We start from the raw sequence: 23610 nt of genomic DNA, 5'->3' as shown, positions 1-23610 counted from the left end.
ATGAAGCTGCCAGCCTTCGGGCCGCACCGCCTGCTGCTGCGCATCACCGCGCTGTTCGCCCTCGCCTTCGGCATCGGCGCCGCAGGCAACGCGCTGTATACCGCCCACGAGCAGGCAGGCGAAACACTGCGCCTGCTTGAGCGCAGCGCACTGGCCGAGACACGCACCATCGCGGCAGGTCTGGCTGCCGACATCGAATACGACCGTGACGCGCTGGTCGCGCTGCGACCGCGACTACCCGACACGGCGGCGCTGATGGCAGCGGCGCTGCTCACGCCGAGCGGCGAAGTCCTGTCGGCACTCCGACGCGCCGGCGATGGGGCTTGGCGCACTGCCGACACCCGCCCGACCGACGCGCCGCCACCAGGCCTGATCGCGCGTGCGCGCGCCGCGGTAGAGGACGACACGGAGCGGCAGATCGTCGTCAGCTGGGTACCGCTGGTGGCCGGCGGTCAAACCCTATGGCTGCGCACGGAGACCGATACCCCGGAGGCGCGCGAAGTCCATGCGCACATCCTGCGCGACAGTCTGCTGTACGGGCTGTTCGCCCTGCTGCTCGGCTCCGCGGCGCTCTATCTGCTGCTGCGCCGGCCGCTGGCCACGCTGAACCAGTGCACCGACTTCGCCGAACGGCTGGATCAGGCAATGGGCGAAACCCTGCCGGCGGCGACCGGCTCGCACGAAACCGACCGCCTGGCGCAGGCACTGAACTGGGCATCGCTGAGCCTCTACGACCAGCGCAGCGCGCTCGCCGAGAGTGAAGCGCGGACGGGAGCCATCCTCGGTGCGGCGCTCGACGCGGTGATCACCTTCGACGGCTTCGGCAACGTGATCGAATACAACCCGGCTGCCGAACGCATGCTGGGCTGGACGGCTGCCGAGGCGATGCAGCATCCGGTAATCGAACTGCTGGTGGCCCCCGCCGAACGCGAGCCGGGTCAGCACGACCTGCTGCAGTGGCTGAGCCGCCACTTCGAGTCCGTCATCGGCCACCACATGGAGCTGGACATCCGCCACCGTAGCGGTCGCCGCTTCCCTGCACAGCTCGCCATCACCTCGACGCACATGAAGGGACGCGCACTGTTCACTGCCTTCATCTCCGACATCAGCGAGCGGCGCGCGGTGCACGAGCAGATGATGCGGGCGCGTGACGCCGCCGAGGCAGCAAGCCGCGCCAAGAGCGACTTCCTGGCCAATATGAGCCACGAGATCCGTACGCCGATGAACGCCATCATGGGCATGACTGAACTTGCGCTCGACACCGACCTGACCAACGAACAGCGTGAGTACCTGACACTGGTGAAGCAATCGTCGGACACGCTGCTGACGCTGATCGACGACATCCTCGATTTCTCGAAGATCGAGGCCGGCCACCTCGACTTCGAGAACATTCCGTTCAGCCTGCGCGAAGTGATCGGCAGCATCGTGCGCACGCTGGCGCCCAAGCCAGGCCGTCCTGTCCAGCTCGGCTGCCGTATCGATCCATCGGTGACCGACGGTGTCTGCGGCGACCCGGTACGCCTGCGTCAGGTGCTGACCAATCTGATCGGCAACGCATTGAAGTTCACCGAACGCGGCAGCGTCGACCTCTCGGTCACGCTCGCGCACCAGGACGAAGGCGTGCAGGGCCTGCGCTTCGCAGTGCGCGACACGGGCATCGGCATTCCTGCTGACAAGCAGGCGCTCATCTTCGACGCCTTCTCGCAGGCGGACAGTTCGACCACCCGCCGCTTCGGCGGCACCGGTCTCGGCCTGGCGATCTGCACGCGACTGGTCAAACGCATGGGCGGCCGGCTGGAAGTGATCAGCGCACCGGGCGAAGGATCGACCTTTCATTTCACCGTCCCGTTGACCAGCGCGCGCGCCGGCGAACTTGCAACCCAGGAATCCGGCTCGCTGGAGCGTATGCCACTGCTGGTGATCGAGCCCGACGAGGCCTCGCGTACTCATCTCGCTGCCCAGCTGACGCAATGGCAGATGGCGGCACGGCTGTGCGCCGATCTCGACGAAGGCATCGGTGCCATCGTGTCGGCAGAAAGCGAGGCACAGTGCTTCCGCGCCCTGCTGGTGGCCGAGGACCTCGCCGCGCGCGACGGCTGGGCCCTGGTGCATGCGCTGAAGGGACAGTGCGCGGCCGAACTGCCCATCATCCTGCTGCACGATGGCGAAGCGCCCGTGGCCGGCAGACTGCCGGCCGGTATCAGCGGCGTTGTCGCGCGGCCTGCGCAGACCGCCGCGCTGCTCGACGCATTGATGGCCGCCACCGGCACCGGGTCGGCTGGCGGGCGGCGAAGCATTCCGGTCACGCAGGGCGGAGAGGGGCGGCGACTGAATATCCTGCTGGCCGAAGACAATCCGGTGAACCAGACGCTCGCAGTGCGTCTGCTGGAGCGCCTGGGCCACCACGTCGATGTCGCCGCGAACGGTCTCGACGCCGTCGAGAAGGCCGCCTGCATCCGCTACGACGTCATCCTGATGGACCTGCAGATGCCGCAGATGGGCGGCTTCGACGCCACGCGTCACATTCGTGCGCAGGATGGCGAGCGGCACACGCCCATCGTCGCGATGACCGCGCATGCCATGGCTGGCGACCGCGAGAAGTGCTTTGCTGCTGGCATGGACGGCTACGTATCGAAGCCGATACAGGTCCCGGCACTGATCCGCGCGCTCGAGGAAGCGCTGCAGAAACCGGGCTCGACCCGAATCGGGCGCGCTTCCGAGCACTCGGCCAGCGAGACTGACGGCGCGGATGACGCCCACGTCGCGCAGTTCGACCGCACGTTCACGCTCGGCAATCTGGGCGGCGACGAAGTGCTGATGCACGACATCATCGTGCTCTTCCTGCGCGACTACCGGACCATGCTGGGTGCGTTGCGCGAGGCACGGTCGGTGTCGCGCGATGCGCTGGCGGTCGAGGCGCACACGCTCAAGGGCACGGTGCGCAACTTCGGCGGCACCCGGGCGGCCGGCATCGCCGGGCGGCTCGAACGCAGTGGCGCCACGGCGCCGGACGACGCCGGCACCGACCTGCTGATCGACCAGCTGGAAACCGAGGTGGAGGCCCTGGCCGCCGAACTGCGGGCGGAACTGCAGGCCGCCCGCGTCGCGGCCTGATCAGCCGAGACGTCGCCGCGCCACACCGGCAACCAGCGCCACGCCGGACAGCATCAGCGCCCACGATGCTGGCTCGGGCACGGCGGTAATGGCGACGTTGTCGAGCGCCGTCGTCTCCACCACCCCCGAAATGTACTCGCCGCGGATACGCAGGCGCTGCAGGTCGCCGAGCACCGACTGCATTTGTGCAGCGGTGGCGAAACTGCCGCCAAGACCGCCGACGCGCCAGCTCCCCTCCGCCAGCGACACCGTGAAGTCGGTCCAGTCGATGCCCGGCTGGTTGTCGTGCTGGAACACCAGCACCAGGCCCGCACCGTTCACCAGCACCACGTCCGGATCGTCGCGCCATTGCGGTGTCTGCACCGACAAGGTCTGGCTGTAGCGCAGCGTACCGCCGTAGTAGCCCGACAGATCGCCGAGGAAGGACTCCGGTGCTTCGAAGAAGAAGCTCATCGCCGACGGATCGGTGTAGCGGATGAACTGGCCTTCCTCGTCGTAGTCCGGTGTGAAGGAGCCGCCGAAGGAATCGAAGGGCGGATTGGTGTCGGACACCGTCCAGCCGTCGGTGCCGGAATCGAAGGTGCTCGACGGTGCGGCAAATGCCGCCTGGGACGCGCCGAGCGACAGCAGCAGCACGATGATGTGGGAACGCATGTCCGACCTCCGATTCCGATGTTGGAAGCCGGCAACCTAAACCTGCAGGGCACGCACGCCACGTGAATATCTCACGGACGTGCGTTGCCAGTCGCCGCTCAGCCTGCTGACTGCGAACCGCGCTGGATGAACTCGATCTTGTAGCCGTCCGGGTCCTCGACGAAGGCGATCACGGTCGAACCGTGCTTCATCGGGCCGGCCTCACGCACCACCTTGCCGCCGCGCGCCTTCACCTGATCACAGGCGGCGTAGGCGTCGTCGACCTCGAGCGCGATGTGCCCGTAGGCGTTGCCGAGGTCGTACTTGTCGGTATCCCAGTTGTGGGTCAGTTCGAGCACCGCGCCGTCGGCTTCGTCCTGGTAGCCGACGAAGGCCAGCGTGAACTTGCCGTCCGGATAGTCCTTGCGGCGCAGCACGCGCATGCCGAGGACACTGGTGTAGAAATCGATGGAGCGGTCGAGATTGCCGACGCGCAGCATGGTGTGAAGGATGCGCATGTGAAAGTCCTCGTATCAGGGGGCGACGATGCGCCCCGGGTGGTGCGCGCGCAGTTCGCGTCGCGCCGCCTCGAAGCCGGGCAGGATGGCGGCCACGGTGTCCCAGAACGCGCGCGAGTGATTCAGTTCCTTCAGGTGCGCCAGTTCGTGCGCGATCACGTAATCGATCAGCGCCGGCGAGAAATGGATCAGTCGCCAGTTCAGCCGTATCACGCCCTGCGCGGTGCACGAACCCCACAAGGTGTTCGCGGAACTGAGCACCACACGTTCGGGCGCCACGCCGATACGCGCGCCGAGCTCGGTCGCGCGGCGGGTGAACAGCGCCAGCGCCTCCTGCTGCAGGAAGCCGCACACCGCGTCGCGCACGCGGTCGTGGTCGGCGTCGGCCGGCAGCGGCAGGCGCAGCACCTCGTCGTCGATCAGCGGGCGCGCGCAGGTATCACCGAGCCGCAGCATGACGTGAGTGCCCAGCCAGGGCAGTCGGGCGCCATCGCGCCAGTCGGTTCGCACCGGTGCGCGACGGGCACGCACTTCGCCCAGCTTGGTGAATATCCAGCGCTGTTTCTCGCGCAACGCCTCCTCGATCTGCGGCAGCGTCACCCAGTGCGGCGCGGTCACGCGCAGACCGGATTCACCGATGGAAAAGCCGATCGAGTTGCGGCGGCTGCGGCGCAGTGCGTACTCGATGATCTGCTGACCGAGCACGATGTGGCGACCGCGCGGCTGCGGCGGCGCGTTGTCCGGCGTATCGAGCGCCAATTCAAGCTGCTGCGGGCTGTGGGTTTGAGCCATAGTGATGCGGGAACAGTCTGCGCATTTCACTTTCGATCCAGGCTTGAGCCTGCCCGTTGATCTGTTCCGCCGTCAAGCCCTGCGTGTCGATCGCCGGTCCGATGCTCACCGTGATCTCGCCCGGCAGCTTGAGGAAGGCATTGCGCTTCCAGAAGTCGCCGGCGTTGTGCGCGATCGGCACCACCGGCGCACCGGTCACCTCGGCCAGCCGCGCGCCGCCTATCTTGTAGCGCTTCGTCTGCCCGGGCGGCATGCGCGTGCCCTCGGGAAAAACGGTCACCCAGAAACCGAGGTCGAGCAGGCGGGCGCCCTGTTCCTCGACCTGTTTCAGCGCGTCCTTGCCGGCGCCGCGGTCGATCGCGATCATCGGCATGCAGCCTAGGCCCCAGCCGAAGAACGGAATGCGCAGCAGTTCGCGCTTGAACACGAAGGCGACCGGCGGCAGGAACACCTGCAGCGCCATCGTTTCCCATGCCGACTGGTGCTTGCACAGCACCACCGCCTTGCCCTTGGGCAGGTTCTCGCTGCCGATGACGCGGTGGCGCAGACCGACGATGATGCGCAGCGCGAACATGGTCAGATGCGTCCACAACCCGATCAGGCGATAGCGCACGTGCGGCGGCAGCGGCCGCGCGACGATGGCGATCAGCGAAAACGGCGGCGTGATGACGAAGAGGAAGACGAAGAACAGCAGCGAGCGGACGAAGGGCATCAGTCGGTATTCACCGTGAGTGCGCGCACATAGGCGGCGAGGTTGTCATGAACCGGCGTGCCGGGCGGCAGCTCGGGATCGGCTTCGGTCTTCCCGCCCTTGCCGGTGCGTACAAGCACCGGCTGCGCACCGGCGGCGACGGCCGACTGCAGGTCGCGCAGGCTGTCGCCGACCACCGGCACGTCGTTCAGGTCGACGTTGAAGCGTTCGGCGATCTCCAGCAGCATGCCCGGCTTCGGCTTGCGGCAGGCGCACTTGGAATCGGCTGCGTGCGGACAGAAGAAGATGGCGTCGATGCGGCCGCCGGCCTGCGCCACCGTACGGTGCATCTTGTCGTGGATGGCGGCCAGCGTGTCCATGTCGAACAGGCCACGACCCACGCCCGACTGGTTGGTCGCCACCACCACGCGCCAGCCCCACTGGTTCAGCAGCGCGATCGCCTCCATCGACCCTTCGATCGGTCGCCATTCCTGCGGCGACTTGATGAACTGGTCGGAGTCGTAGTTGATGACACCGTCACGGTCGAGAATGATGAGCTTCACCCGCTCAGTCCTTCAGCTCAAGGCGCGAAATGTCGGCCACCGCATTCATCGCTGCCGCTAGCTCGCCCAGCAGCGCGAGGCGGTTGGCGCGCACCTTGAGGTCGTCGGCATTGACCATCACGTCGTCGAAGAAGCGGTCGACCGGCGCGCGCAGCTGCGCCAGGGCGGTCAGCGCTTCGGTGTAGCGACCCGCGTCGAGATCGGCACGCAGCGCCGGCTGCACCCCCGTCAGCGCGGCGTGCAGGTCGCGCTCGGCAGCCTCGGCAAACAAGGCCGCGTCGACACCGACCGCCACGCCATCCGCCTTCTTCAGGATGTTGACGATGCGCTTGTTGGCCGCGGCCAGCGACTGCGCCTCCGGCAGCGCCGAGAAGGCGACCACGGCTGCGAGCTTGGCCGGCACGAGGTCGATGCGCGTCGGTCGCAGTGCCAGCACGGCGTCGATCGCGCGCGCATCGTGGCCGGCTTCGCGCAGCAGGTTGCGCAGACGCTCGAACATGAAGTCCTGCAGTTGCGCCTCGAAGTTCGCAGCGTCGCCCTCGCCCACCTGGCCGGCGCGGAAACCGCCGCGCGCGGCGGCGATCAGTTCGGCCAGATCGAGCGGCAGCGGCGTTTCCATCAGGATGCGCAACACACCGAGCGCGGCGCGGCGCAGCGCGAACGGGTCCTTGTCGCCGGTCGGGATCTGGCCAATGCCGAAGAAGCCGGCCAGCGCGTCGATCTTGTCGGCCAGCGACACGGCGCAGGCCACCGCGCCCTCCGGCAGCGCGTCGCCGGCGAAGCGCGGGCGGTAGTGCTGCTCGACCGCCTGCGCGACGACCTCGGCTTCGCCGTCGTGCTGCGCGTAGTAACGCCCCATCACGCCCTGCAACTCGGGGAACTCGCCCACCATGTCGGTCATCAGGTCGGCCTTGGCCAGCAGACCGGCGCGCGCCGCCTGCATCACGTCGGCGCCGAGGCGGCCGCCAATGTCGGTGGCCAGACGCTGGATGCGCATGACGCGGTCGAACTGGCTGCCCAGGCGGTTGTGATAGACCACCGCCTCCATCTTCGGAATGCGTGCGGCCAGCGGCGTCTTCTTGTCCTGCTCGAAGAAGAAGCGGGCGTCCGACAGCCGGGCGCGGACCACGCGCTCGTTGCCGGACACGATGTTGTGCGGGTCGGCCACCTGCATGTTCGACACCACCAGGAAGCGGTTCAGCAACTTGCCATTGGCATCGAGCAGCGGAAAATACTTCTGGTTGGCCTTCATCGTCAGGATGAGACACTCCTGCGGCACGGCGAGGAAGTCCGGTTCGAACTGCGCGACATAGACATTCGGGTTCTCGACCAGCGCCGTCACTTCGTCGATCAGCGCTGCGTCATCGACGTGGTGTACGCCGTTGCCGATGTCGCCACAGACGTGTGCCAGTCGCTGCACGATGAGCGCGCGACGGGCGTCGAAGGACGCCATCACCGCACCGCGCTCGTACAGCGCACGCGCGTATTCGTCGGCGTTCGCCAGTGTCACTTCGCCCTCGCCCATGAAGCGGTGGCCGCGCGTGCTGCGACCGGACGCGTGGCCGAAGGCCTGGCCCGGCACGACGCGGTCGCCGTGCAGCAGCACCAGACCGTGCACCGGGCGCACGAACTGGTAGTCGCAGTCGGCCCAGCGCATCAGCTTCGGAATCGGCAGCTTCTTCAGCGCGTCGAGCACGATGCCAGCCAGCACGTCGTCGAGCGCAGCGCCCGGCACCGTCATCGCGTAGAACAGCGTTTCGCTCTTGCCGTCCAGGCGACGGGTGAACTGCGGCAACGCCTCGACCGCAATGTTCTTCGCCTGCAGCTTTTTCAGCAGCGCCGGTGTCGGCTTGCCATCGGCATCGAGCGCGACGGCGACCGGCATCAGCTTTTCATCGACCACCGCGTCGGGCGCGCGGTCGGTCACGCCCTGCACGGTCAGCGCGAGACGGCGCGGGCTGGCATAGCGGTCCATGCGCGCGTCGGCAGCGACCAGCTTGCGCTCGACCAGCGCCTTGAACACCGCGTCGGCAAACACTTCGCCCAGGCGCGACAGGGCCTTGGGCGGCAATTCTTCGGTCAGCAGTTCGACCAGCAATGTGGCTTGCATAGCTCTTCCAGAGGGCCGCCGCAGCGGCCTCAAAACAGTTCTGTCGGATCGGAACGGGGCAACTCAGGCGGCACGCAGCGCTTCGATGCGCTGGCACTCTTCCTCGCCGAGCAATGCGCGCAGGCGCGGGCTGCTCAGATCGGCCATCGGGAAACCGCGCTGTTCGCGCGAGGCGTAGTAGGCCTGCGCCACCAGCCGCGCCAATGCGCGCACGCGACCGATGTAGGCGGCGCGCTCGGTCACCGAAATGGCGCCGCGCGCATCGAGCAGGTTGAAGCTGTGCGAGGCCTTCATGACCATTTCGTAGCCGGGCAGCGGCAGACCGGCCTCGATCAGGCGCTTGGCTTCCGACTCGTAGTCGCCGAACTGCCTGAACAGCCATTCGACGTTCGAATGTTCGAAGTTGTAGGTCGACTGTTCGACCTCGTTCTGATGATAGACGTCGCCGTAGCGGATACCCGGCGCCCACACGAGGTCGTACACGTTCTCGACGCCCTGCAGGTACATCGCCAGGCGCTCGGCGCCGTAGGTGATTTCGCCGAGCACCGGCTTGCACGGAATCGAACCCACTTCCTGGAAGTAGGTGAACTGCGTGACCTCCATACCATCCAGCCACACTTCCCAGCCGAGGCCCCAGGCACCCAGCGTCGGCGATTCCCAGTCGTCCTCGACGAAGCGGATGTCATGCTGCGACGGATCGAGACCGAGTGCGCGCAGGCTGTCGATGTACAGCTCCTGGATATTCGGCGGCGACGGCTTCAGCGCGACCTGGAACTGGTAGTAGTGCTGCAGGCGGTTCGGGTTCTCACCGTAGCGGCCATCCTTCGGCCGGCGCGACGGCTGCACGTAGGCGGCGCGCCAGGGCTCGGGGCCGATGGCGCGCAGGAAGGTGGCGGTGTGGAAGGTGCCCGCACCGACCTCGATGTCATAGGGTTGAAGCAGCGCGCAGTTCTGATCGCCCCAGAAACGGGACAGACGCAGCAGCACTTCCTGGAATGTGGGTGCAGCAGACATGGAGCCAGACCGTGAGGGAAAGGCGGGATTTTACCGGCTCAGCCTCTTTTGCGCTGCACCGCGGCAACGATGATGACGGCAAGCGCCAGCAGCAGCACCGGCCCATTGCCCCAGCGCATGAAAGGGGTGAGGCCCTGATAGCCCTGCAGCTCGACGCGCAGGGCCGCGCGGGTGAAGGCCGGCAGTGCCGCAACGACGCGACCGTCCGGCTGTATCGCGGCGGTCATGCCGGTATTGGTTGCGCGCAGCATCGGGCGCCCGAGTTCGAGCGCACGGATCTGCGCAATCTGCAGATGCTGAGGCTGCGCCCATGAATCGCCGAACCAGGCGGTGTTCGACACATTGACCAGCAGCGTCGCGTCGCGCGCGGCATCGATCAGCTCCTCGCCGAACACGTCCTCGTAGCAGATGTTCACCGCCACCTTCTCGCCGGCCAGCGCCAGCGGCGGCTGTACTTTCGCGCCACGGCCGAAGTCGGACATCGGAATGGACAGCAGTTGCAGCGTCCATGCGAACAGCGGCGGCGTGAACTCGCCGAAGGGCACCAGGTGCGACTTGCTGTAACGGGCGTCTTCGTGGCCGAGCGCCACCGCACTGTTGAAATAGCGCGCGCGCCCATCGACCTCGCCCAGCGTGACCGCCCCCATCAGCACGTCGCGCCCGGTGGCGCGCACGGCCGCCAGCCAGGCCGGATCGATTTCGGCGTAAGGCAAGGGAATGGCCGTTTCCGGCAGCACCACCAGATCGGCCGGCCAGGCGCGCGCGAGGTCGAGGTAGGTCTGCATCGAATCGGGCAGGCGCTCGGGCACCCACTTCATGCTCTGTTCGATATTCCCCTGCAGCAGGCTGACCGTCAGCGGGCGTCCGGTCGGTTCGGTCCAGCGCACGCTGCCGAGCAGGGCGCCGAACGCCAGCAGCGCAGCCAGCGACAGCAGCACCGGACGCAGCGCGATGCGCCGCAGCACGAACAGCGCGAGCACACCGGCCATCAGCGCGGCGACGAAACCGGCGCCGTGCACGCCGAACAGCGGCACGTAGCCGGCGAGCGGGCTCGGCGTCGCGTGCGCATAGCCGCTGGCCAGCCACGGGAAGCCGGTGAACAGCGTGCCACGCAACCACTCCGAGGACACCCACAGCGCGGCGAACAGCCACGGCGTCAGCGCCACCGACGGTCGCAGCGTGCGCATGGCGGCACAGACGGCAGCGGGGAACAGCGAGAGATAGGCGCAGAACAGCACGGTGGCCAGCAGCGAAAGCGGCAAGGGCATGCCGCCAAACTGGCTCAGACTGACATTGACCCAGGACACGCCGGCGAGGAACCAGCCCATGCCGAAGGCAAAACCGGTCATCGCGGCGCTGCGCGGCGACACCGTATCGACCAGCCACAGCAGCGTGGCCAACGCGACGACCGGCAGCGCGAACACGCCGAAGGGCGCGAAGCCGCCGACCGCCAGCGCACCGGCCGCAGCAGCAGCGGCCAGTCGGACGACCGGCTTCATTCGACGGCGGACGGTACGGCCGGAGGCGCGATGCGATCGACCATCAGCGTGTGCACGCGGCGACTGTCGGCGCGCAGCACGGTGAAGCGCAGCGCGTCGATCTGCACCACCTCGCCCCGCTTGGGCAGACGACCGATCTGGTGGATGACCAGCCCGCCCACGGTGTCGTAGGCGTCGTCGTCGAAGGTGGTGCCGAACACCTCGTTGAAGTCCTCGATCTCGGTGCCGGCCTTGACCCGGTAACGACCGGTCTGGTCGACCCGGATGTTGTCGGCCGACTCATCGAAGTCGTACTCGTCCTCGATGTCGCCGACGATCTGCTCCAGCACGTCCTCGATGGTGACGAGGCCGGCGACGCCGCCGTATTCGTCGACCACGATGGCCATGTGGTTGCGGCTGGCACGGAACTCGCGCAGCAGCACGTTCAGACGCTTCGATTCGGGGATGAATACCGCCGGGCGCAGCATGTCGCGCAGGCTGTCGTCGTCACCCGACATGAGGCGCAGCAGATCCTTGGCGAGCAGGATGCCGATCACATCGTCGCGGTTCTCGCCGATCACCGGGAAACGCGAATGCGCGGTGCGCAGCGCGGTCTGCACGATCTTGTCGAGCGGATCGTCGATGTCGATCACGTCCATCTGCGCGCGCGGAATCATCACTTCGCGCACCGGCATGTCCGACACCTGGAGCGCGCCCTCGATGATCGAGAGGGCGTCGGCGTCCAGCAGATTGCGTTCGAAGGCGGAGTGCAGCAGCACCAGCAGTTGTTCTCTGTCTTCCGGCTCGCGCATCAGCAGATGCGACAGCCGCTCGAGAAAACCGGGGCGCTGCGAAGGTGAGGAACTACTGTCCATGCGGGACGCGGGAAACGAACACGCCGGCAGTGTAACCCGGCCAGCGTGTCGGTTTCGAGTCAGGCATCCGGAATCTCCCGGATGTCACGGCCTTACTGGACGCGCAGCTCGACCCGCCGCGCCTCTTCCGGCGGGCCGTCGGCAGCGGTGACTTCCGGCTTGCGCAGCTTGATGCCGGCTTCGGCGACGCCTGCCGCGACCAGCGCGTCACGCACTGCCAGGGCCCGCGCCTTGGCCAGTTCGGCGTTCTGGGCGGCATCCCCCGACGGGTCGTGGAAGCCGGACAGCAGCACGATGGCGTCCGGCGTCGCGCTCAGCGCAGCCTGCGCCCGCGCCACGGCATCGGCCAGATCGGCGCCGGGTTCGGCACTGCCGACAGCGAAATAGATGCGCGCCAGCGCCTCGCCCACTGGCTCGGGCACCTCGATCACCTCCACCACCTCGACCACTGCGGCATCCGTAGTCGGCTTGCCGGCCAGCGATACGGCAAAGCCCACCACCGCCGCGACGACCGCGATCACGATGATGGCCACCACCCTCAAACCGACATTGCTGTCGTCGTCCTGATCCGACATTTCAAACCTCCGTTGATTGAATCGAGTAGTCGTCCGAATACGGATCGGCCACGCCAAGTCCTTGCAGGATGACGCGCTCCTCCGCTTCCATCGCGTCGGCATCGTCGTCCGACGTTTCGTGATCCCAGCCCTGCAGGTGCAGCGTGCCGTGCACGATCAGGTGGGCGGCGTGGTCGGCAAAGGCCTTGCCCTGCTCCACCGCCTCACGCGCCAGCACCGGCTGGCACACCACCAGGTCGCCGGCAAGATGCGCACCCTGTTCGTACGGAAACGACAGCACATTGGTCGCGTAGTCGCGGCCACGGTATTCGAGATTGAGCGCCTGCCCCTCTTCCGCATCGACGAAGCGCACCGTTAGGTCGGCGCGCACTACCACGTCCGGGTCCAGCGCAGCGCGCACCCAGCGCTTCACGTCGTCACGCGGCGGGCACGCATCGCGCGCGCACGCGTACTGCACCGACAGATTGAGCCGCATCAGCCGCGCGGCCCCTTGCGCATCGCGTCCTCTGCTTCGCGCTGCGCCTCGAAACGTTCGTAGGCCGACACGATGCGCGCCACCAGCGGGTGGCGCACCACGTCTTCGGCGAGGAAATCGGTCATCGCGATGCCGCGCACGTCGGCAAGTATCTTCCGCGCCTCGGCCAGACCGCTCTTGTGGCCTCGTGGCAGATCGACCTGGGTCAGGTCGCCGGTGATGACGGCCTTCGAGCCTATGCCCATGCGGGTCAGGAACATCTTCATCTGTTCCGGCGTCGTGTTCTGCGCCTCGTCGAGGATGATGAAGGCGTTGTTCAGCGTGCGTCCGCGCATGTAGGCGAGCGGCGCGATCTCGATCACCTGCCGCTCGAAGGCGCGGGCGACGCGCTCGAAACCCATCAGGTCGTACAGCGCGTCGTACAGCGGCCGCAGGTAGGGATCGACCTTCTGCGCCAGGTCGCCCGGCAGGAAGCCGAGGCGCTCGCCCGCTTCGACCGCCGGTCGGGTCAGCACGATGCGCGCTACCGTCTCGCGCTCCAGCGCGTCGACGGCGCTGGCCACCGCCAGATAGGTCTTGCCGGTGCCGGCCGGGCCGATGCCGAAGGTGATGTCGTGTTCCTGGATCTGCCGCAGATACTGCGTCTGGCGCGGCGTGCGGCCGTGCAGATTGCTCTTGCGCGTCATCAGCACCGGCGCCGCAGGTTCGGCGGCGATGCGGTTCGACAGCTCGATCAGGCCAAGCTGTATCGCGTCTATGCTCAGGTGCTCGGTGGCCGCTGCATAGAAATGGCGCAGTGCCGCGGCCGCACGCTGTGACTGCCCGGGCTCGCCGCTGACCCGGAAACGCTCGCCCCGGCGGGCGATCTCGACGTCGTAAGCCGTTTCGAGCTGGCGCAGGTTTTCGTCGAGTACACCGCACAGGTTGGCGAGCCGCGCGTTGTCGAGCGGCTCCAGCACCAGTTCGAGCGGCCGCGGCTTCAAGCGCTGACCGCCTCGCGGATGACCACTTCGCCGCGCAGGCTGTGCGGCAGCGCGCTGGTGATGCGCACGTCGATGAACTGGTTGATCAGCCGCGCCGGGCCGGGGAAATTGACGACGCGGTTGTTGTCGGTGCGTCCGGCCAGTTCGGCGGCGTCCTTGCGCGCGTGGCCTTCGACCAGGATGCGCTGCACGCTGCCGACCATGCTCTGACTGACCGCCTGCGCTTGCTCGTCGATGCGCTTCTGCAGCCGCGCCAGCCGTGCCAGCTTGACGTCCTGCGGGGTGTCGTCGGCCAGATCGGCCGCCGGTGTGCCCGGGCGGGCGCTGTAGATGAAGCTGAAGCTGCCGTCGAAGCCGACGTCGTCGATCAGCTTCATCGTCTTTTCGAAATCCTCCTCGGTCTCGCCGGGGAAGCCGACGATGAAATCCGAGGTCAGCGACAGGTCGGGCCGCGCCGCGCGCAGCTTGCGCACGACCGCCTTGTATTCGAGCGCGGTGTAGCCGCGCTTCATCGCGGCCAGCACGCGGTCGGAACCCGACTGCACCGGCAGGTGCAGCTGCGATACCAGCTTGGGCAGTTTCGCGTAGGCGTCGAACAGGCGCTGCGTCATTTCGCGCGGGTGTGACGTGGTGTAGCGGATGCGCTCGATGCCCGGCACTTCATGCACGCATTCGAGCAGGAAGGCGAAGTCGCCAATGTCGTCCGAGCCGCGGCTGATCGGCGCACGCCAGGCATTGACGTTCTGACCGAGCAGCGTCACCTCCTTGATGCCCTGGCCGACCAGCGTCGCGATCTCGGTCAGGATGTCGTCCAGCGGGCGCGACACTTCCTCGCCGCGCGTATAGGGCACGACGCAGAAGGTGCAGTACTTGGAGCAGCCTTCCATGATGGACACGAAGGCGGTCGCGCCCTCGACCCGGGCGGGCGGCATGTGATCGAACTTCTCGATTTCCGGAAAGCTGATGTCGACCTGCGGCCGGCCGCTGGCGCGGCGCTTCGAAATGAGGTCGGGCAGGCGGTGTAGCGTCTGCGGGCCGAAGACGAGATCGACGTAGGGCGCGCGCTCGACGATGGCCGCGCCCTCCTGGCTGGCGACGCAACCGCCGACGCCGATGATCAGATTGGGATTGTCGCGCTTCAGGTGCTTCACCCGGCCGAGGTCGTGGAACACCTTCTCCTGCGCCTTCTCGCGCACCGAGCAGGTGTTGAACAGGATCACGTCGGCGTCTTCCGGACGGTCGGTCTTTTCCAGACCTTCGGCGTCGCCGAGCACATCGGCCATCTTGTCCGAGTCGTACTCGTTCATCTGGCAGCCGAAGGTCTTGATGTAAATCTTGCGGGTCATCGAAGGGGACGGGGAAATTACTGTTTGGGTGCCGGCAGGTCGATCTCTTCGGGCGACAACACCCAGACGCGATACAGGTCGCCGTTGTTGTCGAGCTTGTAACGGACCACCTGCTCGCTGCCTATCATCACCGGCAGCATGATGCGGTTGTCGGTCGAACGGATCTGGGCGCCGGGCGCCAACCTGAAGGAGTACTTGCCGACTTCGACCATGCCATCGACCGGCGGCTTCATCTTCGCCTTGATCGCATCCGGCGGAATCGCGCGCAGCTGCGCCGCAGCGAGCAGCGGCAGACAGAGCAGGACGGCACACAGGGCGGAAGGCAGGCGCATCGGAGCCGGGGCGAGGAAGCGGTCGGGAATTGACGGATTGTAGCGTGCGCTCGCCGCGAACCCAAACCAGCGCGAACGCACTGCAGGCGGGGCGCTCCGCTCGGCTTACATGTTGCAACGCAATGAACGGTCGCAGTTGTTAGCACTCAAACGCGGGGAGTGCTAATCTTGCTTCCCAAGGGAGGAATGAATCATGACCCATGCTCTGATGGTTCCGAATCTGTCGATGCCCGGTGCGCTGGGCAATATCGACAGCTATATCCAGGCAGCCAACCGCGTGCCCCTGCTCAGCGAAGAGCAGGAACAGTCACTTGCCCGCCGTTTCCGCGACGACGAAGACCTCGAAGCCGCCCGCGCGCTGGTCATGTCGCACCTGCGTCTGGTGGTGGCGATCGCCCGCGGCTATCTCGGCTACGGCCTGCCGCACGCCGATCTGATCCAGGAAGGCAATATCGGCCTGATGAAGGCGGTGAAGCGCTTCGACCCGGACCGCGGTGTGCGTCTGGTGTCGTTCGCGATCCACTGGATCAAGGCGGAAATCCACGAATACATCCTGCGCAACTGGCGCCTGGTCAAGGTCGCCACGACCAAGGCGCAGCGCAAGCTCTTCTTCAACCTGCGCAGCCTCAAGAGCAGCAGCAACACGCTGAACCCTGCCGAAGTGCGGGAAGTGGCGAAGACGCTGGGCGTGAAGCCGGAAGAAGTGGTCGAGATGGAAACCCGTCTGACCGGGCAGGACGTCGCGCTCGAAGGCAGCAGTGAGGACGACGATCGCGACAGCGCCCGTCTGGCGCCCATCCACTGGCTGGCCGACTCGGCCGCCGAGCCGCTGGAAGTGCTGGAGGCCGCGCAGAACGTGCGCCTGCAGGAAGACGGTCTGCATTCGGCCCTGGCCTCGCTCGACGACCGCAGCCGCACCATCGTGCAGCGGCGCTGGCTGGCGCAGGACGGCGAAGCCGCCACCCTGCACGAACTGGCCGCCGAGTACGGCGTGTCGGCCGAACGCATCCGCCAGATCGAAGCCAAGGCGATGCAGAAGATGAAGGCGTCGATGCAGAAGATGCTGGGCATGGCCGCCTGATCTTCGTTTGCCCCAACAAAAAAGCGACCCTCGGGTCGCTTTTTTGTTGGCGTCAGCGCCCAGGATCAACCCTGAGCCAGCAGTGCCTTCAGGTCGTCGGCGATCTTCTGCGGCGTTTCGCCGTGGCGGATGAACAGCCGCAGGCGCCCCTGCGTGTCATGCACATAGGTGCCGGCCGAGTGATCCAGCGTGTAGCTGTCCGGCGTGCTGCCCGGCACCTTCTGGTAGAAAATCTTGTATTCCTTCGCGACCGCAGCGGTGGCCGCCGCGTCGCCGCGCAGGCCGACGAAGGACGCATCGAACTTAGGCACGTAGGCGGCCAGCAGTTCGGTGGAATCGCGCTCCGGGTCCAGCGTGACGAAAAGCACCTGCACCCTGGCAGCGTCCGGCCCGAGCAGCGCCAGCGCCTGTTTCATCGTCGCCAGACTGGTCGGGCAGACGTCCGGGCAGTGCGTGAAGCCGAAGAACAGCGTGACCGCCTTGCCCTTGTAGTCGGCCAGCGTGCGTGCCGCACCGGTGTGGTCGGTCAGCGCAAAGCCCTTGCCGTAGTCGGCGCCGGTGATATCCACGCTGTGGAAGGTCGGCCCGGATGGCGCACAGCCCGCCAGCCCTGCCGACAGCAGGGCGGCGAGGAAAAGACGGCGCTTCATAGCGGAATGTAGTGGTCGACCAGCAGGGCCGCGAACAGCAGCGACAGGTGCCACAGCGAGAAACGGAAAGTCTTCTTCGCCAGTTCGTCCGAGTAATTGCGCATCAGGCGCCAGGCGTAGACGATGAACATGCCGGACAGCGCCACCGCAGACACGAGGTAGATCCAGCCGCTCATGCGCGAGGCGAACGGCAGCATGGTCACCGCGAACAGGATGAGGGTGTACAGGAACACCTGCAGCCGCGTGTATTCGGCACCGTGCGTCACTGGCAACATCGGCAGACCCGCCTTGGCGTACTCCTGCGTGCGGTACAGCGCCAGCGCCCAGAAATGCGGCGGCGTCCAGGCGAAGATGATCAGGAACAGCAGCAGTGCGTCGGCCGACACCTCGCCGGTCACCGCGGCCCAGCCCAGCACCGGCGGCATCGCACCGGAGGCGCCGCCGATCACGATGTTCTGCGGCGTGGCCGGCTTCAGGAACACCGTGTAGATGATGGCGTACCCGATGAAGGTGCCCAGCGTCAGCCACATGGTGAGCGGATTCACCCAGTGGTAGAGCATGGACAGGCCGGCGCCGCCGACCACGCCGGAGAAAGCCAGCGTTTCCAGCGAATTCACCTCGCCACGCGGCAGCGGGCGGGCGCGAGTACGCGCCATCACCGCGTCGATCTTCTGCTCGACCAGGCAGTTCACCGCAGCCGCTGCACCGGCGACCAGGGCGATACCGACGGTCGCCGCCGCAACGATGCCGAAATCCGGCAGACCGACCGGCACCGCCAGGAACATGCCGATGACCGCACAGAACACGATCAGCGACACGACGCGCGGCTTGGTCAGCTGCAGGTAATTCGCGAGCCTCAGCGAGAAGGGCTGGATATCAAGCCGCAGGGCTTTCATTTAGGACTCCGGAAACGCGTTGCTGCGCCGTGGCGCGGACGCGGTAGTTTATCAGCACCATGAGGATCACCAATGCTGCAGCGCCACCGTTGTGCGCAGCGGCCAGCGGCAGCGGCAGGCTGAACCACACGTTGGCCAGGCCCAGCATGATCTGCAGCGCGAGCACACCCAGCAGCGCCGTGCCGAGCGGACGGTGGCCGGCAGCGCGCAGCGCGAAGCCCAGCGCACCGATCACCAGTGCAGCAACGATGGCACCGACGCGATGCATCCAGTGAATGGCGGTCAGCGCATCCATCGTCAGCGTTTCGCCGTCGGCGCTCTGCCCCAGCTCGCGCACGATGTGGAAACCGTTGCGGATATCCATCTGCGGCACCCACTCGCCGTGGCAGGTCGGCAGGTCGGTACAGGCGAGCGCCGCGTAATTGGTGCTGACCCAGCCGCCCAGCGATATCTGCATCGCCAGCACGACGAAGGCGGCGACCGCCAGCGCACGCGTCGCCGGCGACACGGTCGGTACCGCCGGCCCACGCGTGCGGGCGTACAGCCATACCAGCAGGGTGAGCACGGTCAGCCCGCCGATCAGGTGGCCGGTCACGATGGCCGGCTTGAGCAGCATGGTCACCGTCCACTTGCCGAACATCGCCTGCAGGAACAGCACGCCGACCAGCACCGTTGCCAGCACCGGCGAGGCACCGGCTTCACGCCGATGACGCCAGGCAAGTGCAGCGATCGCCAGGATGAACAGACCGACGATGCCCGCAAAGTAGCGGTGAATCATCTCCTTCCACGCCTTGGCGAAGGTGACCGGACCTTCGGGGTTCGCTTCCTGTGCCGCGGTGATGTGCTCGGACGCATGAATCACCGTGACGTGGCCGTAACAGCCCGGCCAGTCCGGACAGCCGAGGCCGGCGTCGGACAGTCTTACGTAGGCGCCGAGGACGATCAGCGCAAAAGTCATTGCAATCGTGGCAAGCAACAGCGTGCGGTAGGTTTTCATCAGCCCAGCCTCGAGTACTTCATCAAACGTTGGAAATCCTTGATCATCTTCTTCGGATCCGGGTCATCCGGATAACGCATCATCACCTGCCCCAACGGGTCGACCAGATGAATGGCGCGCGGATGCGTCGCATCGCCGGCGAACGCGCCCAACGTGGCGCTGCCGGCCGCCTTGACCACGTGCATGCCTTCGATCGCGGTCAGCAGTTCCGCCTTGGGCTGCGTACCGTCGGTCACCAGCCAGACGCGCTCGATGCGCTCCTGGTGCTCGCCCTGCGCCTTGCGCACCTGGCGGATGTAATAGAGCAGTTCCTCGCACTTCGCATCGCATGCGCCGCCGTCGGCCAGCACCAGGGTCCAGCGCCCCTTGATGGACGCAAAGTCGAAAGGTTTGCCATCGACCGTGGTCAGCGCCTCGGCCGGCAGCGCGCGCGGCGACAGCAATTGACCGTAGTTCACCGTGCTGTCGGGGCGCCACAGGAAATACATCGCGTAGGACGCGAGCAGCGGCAACACACATATCGCCGCGAGCACGATCAGGACCTTCTTGCCTTTCAAGACTTCTCTCCCTCTTTCTGCATGGCTGCGTAGAGCCCGAATACCAGCGTGACCAGCGCGAACGCGTACCACTGCGCGGCGTACATCCAGTGCTTCTCGACGCCGAACTCCGGCTTCACGTCGTCGCGCCTCAGGCCGTCCGCGGCATCACCGGTCTGCACGAGAATGAAGGGCGCGAGCTGCAGACCGGTCGTCTTTGCCACGCGGTCGACCGTGACGTTCTGCCAGACGGCACCCTGCACCGAATCGCCCGACAGCTCGACGAAGCGCGGCTGCGCACGCGTGACGACACCCTCGATGCGTTGCAGCCCGGCCGGCGATACAACCGCCGGCAACACGTCTCGACGCCCGCCGTGCCGGACCCAGCCGCGCGCAACAAGCACACAGCGCTGCGCGGTCTGACACAGCGGCATGTGCACGAGGAAGCCGGCCTGTCCGTCGCGGACCTGATTGTCAGCGTAGATCAGCACTTCGCTGTGCCAGCGACCGGACACCGTCGCGCGCGCGAACTCGGGCGGCGCCTGATCACTCCACTGGTCCAGGTCGAGCGCCGGCTGCCGCTGCTGCGTCGCGTAAGCGTCTGCCAGCGACTGCTTGTAGTGTGCGCGGGCGGTCTGCCAGCGCGCCGCCGACAGCGTGACGCCGATCACCAGCAGGCAGGCCAGCGCAGGCCACAGGCGGATGCGAAAACGACGGCGGGCGAAATGGAACTGGAACATTGCTGTCGGACGCCCGGCAGGTACACTGACCACCCGGACTAAGGATTCTTCCTGATGCGTTATCTCGTGATATTCATGCTGCTGACCGTGATTGCCAGCCTCGGTTCAGCGCTGTTCTTCCTGTTTCGCGACAGCGGCAACTCGAGCCGCATGCTGCGCTCGCTGGCCATCCGCGTCGGCCTGTCGATGGCGCTGTTCATCTTCCTGATGCTCGGCTACCGCTTCGGATTCATCACCGGCAAGCTCTGACCACCGGCGGCGCCTCGCCGCCGAAAGCCACCCGCCCCAACGCTCCCTACCCACGAAAAAAAGCGCCGCACGATGTGCGGCGCCGAGCGTTTATTTTATAAGGGCTCTTTTTGCTTACCGGCCCACTCTCCTCCTCGCAGATCCCGTCTTTACATCAAATCCAGTACACGACGACGAACAGCAGCAGCCAGACGACGTCGACAAAGTGCCAGTACCACGCGACCGCCTCGAAGCCGAAGTGGTTTTCCGGGCTGAAATGCCCAGCGAAGACGCGGCACAGTATCACGATAAGCATCGTTGCACCAACCGTCACGTGGAAGCCGTGGAAGCCGGTCAGCATGTAGAACACCGAACCGAACACGCCGGTGGTCATCTTGACGTTCAGGTCCGAGTAGGCGTGCATGTATTCGTAGGCCTGGAAGCCGAGGAACACGACGCCGAGCGCGATGGTCAGGAACAGGCCCAGCTTGAGCTGGCCGCGGTTGTTGTGCAGCAGGCCGTGGTGCGCCCAGGTCAGCGTGACGCCCGAGGTCAGCAGCAGCAGCGTGTTGATCGCCGGGATGCCCCAGGCGCCCATCGGCGTGAACGGACCGCCGTCGTAGCCCGGACCCGCGTTCGGCCACATTGCGGTGGCATCCGGCCACAGCAGCGCCTGATGTTCGAGGCTGGCCAGATCGGGCACGGCGAGCACGCGAGCGTAGAACAGCGCGCCGAAGAAGGCGGCGAAGAACATCACTTCAGAGAAGATGAACCAGCCCATCGCCCAGCGGAAGGAAACACCCACGCGCTTGCTGTACAGGCCGCCTTCGGATTCGTGCGCAACTTTGCCGAACCAGGAATACATCATGTAGAACAGGACCAGCACCCCCGCGCCGAGCACGAAGCCGCCGCCGGTGATCTTGTTCATCGTCAGCACAGAACCCAGTGCAAACAGGAACAGCGCGATCGAACCCGTGATCGGGTAGGTCGATGGCGCAGGTACGTAGTAGTAAGGGGCCTGTTGTGGCGTATGCGAGCTCATTTATGTTTTTCCTTCCCGGTTTCTCTCAAGCGATGCTTATCAGAATTCTTACACCCAAGATCACTGCAATCACGAACAGCGCTGCAGCCACAACGCCCGTGATGATAACTTGCAACGGCGTCAGCGATGACACCGCTGCGTCGTGATCGCCCTTGCGGCGTATGCCGACGAAGGCCGAAAGCACTGTCACCACACCCTTCACGAACCCGGCCATTTCAGCCTCCCGTGCGACCGTCCTGCGTCGTCGCTGCAGTCGCCCCCGGCACCTCGAAGAAGGTGTAGGAGAGCGTGATCGTGTTGATGTCCTTCGGCAGATCCGGCGACACGAGGAAGGCGATCGGCATGCGTCGCGTTTCCCCGGCTGCCAGCGTCTGCTGCTTGAAACAGAAACAGTCGAGCTTCTGGAAGTACTGCATCGCCGCCGACGGCGTGTAACTCGGAATCGCCTGTCCCGTCACCGCGTTCTCGCGCGTGTTCGAAACTTCGTACTCCACCGTCACCACCTCACCCGGATGAACCACGAGTGAGCCGGTCACCGGCTTGAAATTCCACGGCAGCTTGTGCAGGTTCGCATCGAACTCGACCGTCACGTTACGCGAACGATCGACCTGGGTATTGAGCGGCAGCGTGTTGTCCTGCTTGTTCAGGTTGTTGACGTCGAGCACCTGGCACAGCTTTTCGTAGAACGGCACCAGCGCATAGCCGAAGCCGAACATCAGGAAAGCCGACACCACCAGGCGTATCAGCGTCGAACGGTTGCGGCGCTCGGAACCGGCCGCAACACGGGTTTGCTCGGTCATTGACCCGACATCCCGTAACGCACGACAAACAGCACGAACACCGCCACCGCGGTGGCCGCCAGCCACAACGCCGTGCGGACGTTGCGGCGGCGGAGTGCCTCATCCATCTCGGTCACGCCAATACTCACTTGAAGACCGGCGGGGTTTCGAAGGTGTGGTGCGGCGCCGGCGACGGCACCGTCCATTCGAGACCTTCAGCACCGTCCCAGGGCTTGGCCGAAGCCTTCTCGCCACCCTTCATGCACTTCAGCACGACAACCAGGAACACGAGCTGCGACAGACCGAAACCGAAGGCACCGATCGACGAGATCATGTTGAACTCGGCGAACTGCAGCGAGTAGTCCGGGATACGACGCGGCATGCCGGCCAGACCCAGGAAGTGCTGCACGAAGAAGGTCATGTTGAAGAAGATCAGCGACAGCCAGAAGTGCAGCTTGCCCAGCTTCTCGTCATACATGTGACCGGTCCACTTCGGCAGCCAGTAGTAGGCGCCGGCGTAGGCCGAGAACAGCGCACCCGCCACCATCACGTAGTGGAAGTGGGCGACGACGTAGTAGCTGTCGTGCAGTTGCACGTCCACCGCCGTCATCGACAGCACCAGGCCGGAGAAACCGCCCAGCGTGAAGAGGAACAGGAAGCCGATCGAGAACAGCATCGGGGTTTCGAAGGTCAGCGAGCCGCGCCACATCGTGGCCACCCAGTTGAACACCTTCACGCCGGTCGGGATCGCGATCAGCATGGTGGCGAACATGAAGTACAGCTGGCCGGCCACCGGCATGCCCACCGTATACATGTGGTGCGCCCACACGATGAAGGACAGGATGGCGATCGACGAGGTCGCGTACACCATCGAGGCGTAGCCGAACAGCGGCTTGCGCGAGAAGGCCGGAATCACCTGCGACACGACACCGAAGGCCGGGATCGCGATGATGTACACCTCGGGGTGACCGAAGAACCAGAAGATGTGCTGGTACAGGACCGGGTCACCACCACCGGCAGCATTGAAGAAGCTGGTGCCGAAATGACGGTCGGTCAGGATCATGGTGACCGCACCGGCCAGAACCGGCATCACGGCGATGACCAGGTAGGCGGTGATCAGCCAGGTCCAGCAGAACAGCGGCATCTTCATCAGCGTCATGCC

The 23610-nt window shown here is 66.0% G+C and carries 27 protein-coding genes; 3 read left to right on the top strand and 24 right to left on the bottom strand.

The window, feature by feature from the left end; translation table 11 throughout:
• Window positions 1-3114: an ATP-binding protein gene (locus IV112_RS16940; RefSeq protein ID WP_304005431.1), complete on the top strand. Its 3114-nt coding sequence runs from the start codon at window positions 1-3 to the stop codon at window positions 3112-3114.
• Here IV112_RS16940 and IV112_RS16935 read toward each other — a convergent pair whose 3' ends face one another.
• The 14 genes from IV112_RS16935 to IV112_RS16870 all read right to left on the bottom strand — a co-directional run bounded on the left by IV112_RS16935 (window position 3115) and on the right by IV112_RS16870 (window position 15499).
• Window positions 3115-3768: a laminin B domain-containing protein gene (locus IV112_RS16935; protein WP_304005428.1), complete on the bottom strand. Its 654-nt coding sequence runs from the start codon at window positions 3766-3768 to the stop codon at window positions 3115-3117.
• 98 nt (window positions 3769-3866) lie between these two features.
• Window positions 3867-4265, bottom strand: coding sequence for a lactoylglutathione lyase (gene gloA / locus IV112_RS16930; protein WP_304005425.1), 399 nt, complete (start codon window positions 4263-4265; stop codon window positions 3867-3869).
• A 15-nt stretch (window positions 4266-4280) separates the two neighbouring features.
• Window positions 4281-5057, bottom strand: a complete 777-nt coding sequence (locus IV112_RS16925; RefSeq protein WP_019915436.1) for a M48 family metallopeptidase — start codon at window positions 5055-5057, stop codon at window positions 4281-4283.
• Entirely contained in the window at window positions 5026-5769 is a 744-nt protein-coding gene (locus tag IV112_RS16920; RefSeq protein WP_304005422.1) for a lysophospholipid acyltransferase family protein, read from the bottom strand. The genes IV112_RS16925 and IV112_RS16920 overlap by 32 nt, the downstream gene beginning before the upstream one ends.
• Entirely contained in the window at window positions 5769-6311 is a 543-nt protein-coding gene (gene gmhB / locus IV112_RS16915) for a D-glycero-beta-D-manno-heptose 1,7-bisphosphate 7-phosphatase (RefSeq protein ID WP_020163287.1), read from the bottom strand. The genes IV112_RS16920 and gmhB overlap by 1 nt, the downstream gene beginning before the upstream one ends.
• Window positions 6312-6315: 4 nt before the next feature.
• On the bottom strand, window positions 6316-8421 hold the full coding sequence (gene glyS, locus IV112_RS16910) for a glycine--tRNA ligase subunit beta (RefSeq protein WP_304005418.1): 2106 nt from the start codon (window positions 8419-8421) through the stop codon (window positions 6316-6318).
• 63 nt (window positions 8422-8484) lie between these two features.
• Window positions 8485-9435 carry a glycine--tRNA ligase subunit alpha gene (glyQ, locus tag IV112_RS16905; protein ID WP_304005415.1) on the bottom strand — a complete coding sequence of 317 codons (951 nt, stop codon included), beginning with the start codon at window positions 9433-9435 and terminating at the stop codon, window positions 8485-8487.
• A 38-nt stretch (window positions 9436-9473) separates the two neighbouring features.
• Window positions 9474-10934: an apolipoprotein N-acyltransferase gene (gene lnt, locus IV112_RS16900; protein ID WP_304005413.1), complete on the bottom strand. Its 1461-nt coding sequence runs from the start codon at window positions 10932-10934 to the stop codon at window positions 9474-9476.
• Window positions 10931-11788 (bottom strand): HlyC/CorC family transporter, encoded by an 858-nt coding sequence (locus IV112_RS16895; RefSeq protein ID WP_304005412.1) that lies wholly within the window; start codon window positions 11786-11788, stop codon window positions 10931-10933. Before IV112_RS16895 ends, lnt begins: the two co-directional genes overlap by 4 nt.
• A 92-nt stretch (window positions 11789-11880) precedes the next feature.
• A complete protein-coding gene (locus tag IV112_RS16890) occupies window positions 11881-12363 on the bottom strand; it encodes an OmpA family protein (RefSeq protein ID WP_304005410.1) in 483 nt (160 codons plus the stop codon).
• A gap of 1 nt (window position 12364) precedes the next feature.
• Entirely contained in the window at window positions 12365-12838 is a 474-nt protein-coding gene (ybeY, locus tag IV112_RS16885) for an rRNA maturation RNase YbeY (RefSeq protein ID WP_304005408.1), read from the bottom strand.
• Window positions 12838-13821, bottom strand: a complete 984-nt coding sequence (locus IV112_RS16880) for a PhoH family protein (protein WP_296808578.1) — start codon at window positions 13819-13821, stop codon at window positions 12838-12840. Before IV112_RS16880 ends, ybeY begins: the two co-directional genes overlap by 1 nt.
• Window positions 13818-15167 (bottom strand): tRNA (N6-isopentenyl adenosine(37)-C2)-methylthiotransferase MiaB, encoded by a 1350-nt coding sequence (gene miaB, locus IV112_RS16875; RefSeq protein ID WP_304005405.1) that lies wholly within the window; start codon window positions 15165-15167, stop codon window positions 13818-13820. Before miaB ends, IV112_RS16880 begins: the two co-directional genes overlap by 4 nt.
• A gap of 17 nt (window positions 15168-15184) precedes the next feature.
• Complete coding sequence (locus tag IV112_RS16870; RefSeq protein ID WP_304005402.1) at window positions 15185-15499, bottom strand: hypothetical protein; 315 nt, start codon at window positions 15497-15499, stop codon at window positions 15185-15187.
• A gap of 193 nt (window positions 15500-15692) precedes the next feature.
• Here IV112_RS16870 and rpoH point away from each other — a divergent pair, with 193 nt between their 5' ends.
• A complete protein-coding gene (rpoH, locus tag IV112_RS16865) occupies window positions 15693-16580 on the top strand; it encodes an RNA polymerase sigma factor RpoH (protein WP_020163277.1) in 888 nt (295 codons plus the stop codon).
• Window positions 16581-16645: 65 nt separating this feature from the next.
• Here the strand turns inward: rpoH and IV112_RS16860 are convergent, their stop codons facing one another.
• The 5 genes from IV112_RS16860 to IV112_RS16840 are packed head-to-tail and all read right to left on the bottom strand — an operon-like array spanning window position 16646 to window position 20399.
• Entirely contained in the window at window positions 16646-17230 is a 585-nt protein-coding gene (locus tag IV112_RS16860) for an SCO family protein (protein WP_304005398.1), read from the bottom strand.
• Window positions 17227-18126 (bottom strand): heme o synthase, encoded by a 900-nt coding sequence (cyoE, locus tag IV112_RS16855; RefSeq protein WP_304005396.1) that lies wholly within the window; start codon window positions 18124-18126, stop codon window positions 17227-17229. The genes IV112_RS16860 and cyoE overlap by 4 nt, the downstream gene beginning before the upstream one ends.
• Window positions 18107-19123 carry a COX15/CtaA family protein gene (locus tag IV112_RS16850; protein WP_304005394.1) on the bottom strand — a complete coding sequence of 339 codons (1017 nt, stop codon included), beginning with the start codon at window positions 19121-19123 and terminating at the stop codon, window positions 18107-18109. The genes cyoE and IV112_RS16850 overlap by 20 nt, the downstream gene beginning before the upstream one ends.
• A complete protein-coding gene (locus tag IV112_RS16845; protein ID WP_304005393.1) occupies window positions 19123-19680 on the bottom strand; it encodes a hypothetical protein in 558 nt (185 codons plus the stop codon). Before IV112_RS16845 ends, IV112_RS16850 begins: the two co-directional genes overlap by 1 nt.
• Window positions 19677-20399 carry an SURF1 family protein gene (locus tag IV112_RS16840; protein ID WP_304005391.1) on the bottom strand — a complete coding sequence of 241 codons (723 nt, stop codon included), beginning with the start codon at window positions 20397-20399 and terminating at the stop codon, window positions 19677-19679. Before IV112_RS16840 ends, IV112_RS16845 begins: the two co-directional genes overlap by 4 nt.
• A gap of 54 nt (window positions 20400-20453) precedes the next feature.
• On the opposite strand from IV112_RS16840, the gene IV112_RS16835 reads away from it, so the two are divergent.
• The gene (locus IV112_RS16835; RefSeq protein ID WP_019915456.1) at window positions 20454-20648 is read left to right on the top strand and encodes a twin transmembrane helix small protein; all 195 of its coding nucleotides are present in this window, start codon (window positions 20454-20456) and stop codon (window positions 20646-20648) included.
• 154 nt (window positions 20649-20802) lie between these two features.
• On the opposite strand, the gene IV112_RS16830 is transcribed toward IV112_RS16835, so the two are convergent.
• From IV112_RS16830 to IV112_RS16810, 5 genes are all read right to left on the bottom strand, one after another.
• Entirely contained in the window at window positions 20803-21669 is an 867-nt protein-coding gene (locus IV112_RS16830; protein ID WP_020163271.1) for a cytochrome c oxidase subunit 3, read from the bottom strand.
• A 25-nt stretch (window positions 21670-21694) separates the two neighbouring features.
• The gene (locus tag IV112_RS16825) at window positions 21695-21883 is read right to left on the bottom strand and encodes a DUF2970 domain-containing protein (protein ID WP_019915458.1); all 189 of its coding nucleotides are present in this window, start codon (window positions 21881-21883) and stop codon (window positions 21695-21697) included.
• A 1-nt stretch (window position 21884) separates the two neighbouring features.
• Window positions 21885-22469, bottom strand: a complete 585-nt coding sequence (locus tag IV112_RS16820; protein WP_304005386.1) for a cytochrome c oxidase assembly protein — start codon at window positions 22467-22469, stop codon at window positions 21885-21887.
• Window positions 22466-22576, bottom strand: coding sequence for a cytochrome oxidase small assembly protein (locus tag IV112_RS16815; protein WP_304005564.1), 111 nt, complete (start codon window positions 22574-22576; stop codon window positions 22466-22468). Before IV112_RS16815 ends, IV112_RS16820 begins: the two co-directional genes overlap by 4 nt.
• 17 nt (window positions 22577-22593) lie before the next feature.
• Window positions 22594-23610, bottom strand: a 1017-nt coding sequence (locus IV112_RS16810; RefSeq protein WP_304005383.1) for a cbb3-type cytochrome c oxidase subunit I, incomplete at its 5' end; no start/stop codon positions are given.

Origin of the sequence: Methyloversatilis discipulorum (assembly GCF_018780585.1) — a bacterium.
GTDB classification, from domain to species: Bacteria; Pseudomonadota; Gammaproteobacteria; order Burkholderiales; family Rhodocyclaceae; genus Methyloversatilis; species Methyloversatilis discipulorum_B.
This window is presented reverse-complemented; position numbering and strand designations above follow the sequence as displayed.